The sequence below is a fragment of the Salinivibrio costicola subsp. alcaliphilus genome (assembly GCF_001996185.1).
Lineage (GTDB): Bacteria > Pseudomonadota > Gammaproteobacteria > Enterobacterales > Vibrionaceae > Salinivibrio > Salinivibrio costicola.
In genome coordinates, this window is sequence record NZ_MUFR01000149.1 from 1 (window position 1) to 404 (window position 404).

Annotated in this window: 1 pseudogene; it reads left to right on the forward strand. The window is 51.0% G+C overall.

Annotated elements, in window-relative coordinates:
• Positions 1-404: pseudogene (locus BZJ21_RS16445) on the forward strand (glycosyl hydrolase family 26); the annotation flags it as partial.

A 404-nucleotide genomic window follows, 5' to 3' on the forward strand; every position in this document is an offset into this window, starting at 1 on the left:
GCCACCTTCTCATCGGGGTTTAACGCTACCGCGTACTTGCAGCCTGGTGAAAACCAAATAAATATCCGTGTATTACCATCAGGCGCGTATGAGGATGACTTTACCTACCGCGCAGATGATACCTGCCAGGTTACTCTGTATGGTGCGTTCTCGGATGGCACCAAAAAAGAGATGACCAACCTGACCGTCACGGTAGAAGACGGTAAGCCGACGATTAAAGGCTCCACCACCTATCCGGCAAAACACCGAACGCCACTGGTGAATGGTGACGGAACGGTTCGTGGTCCTGTCACTAAATTTTCACGCCCTCTCCATATAAAAACCCTGCCACGTTGGCGTTGGGTGGATGCCACCCCGTTCGATGAAAATAACCCCAAGCACATGAAAATGCTGTATCGCGCTTA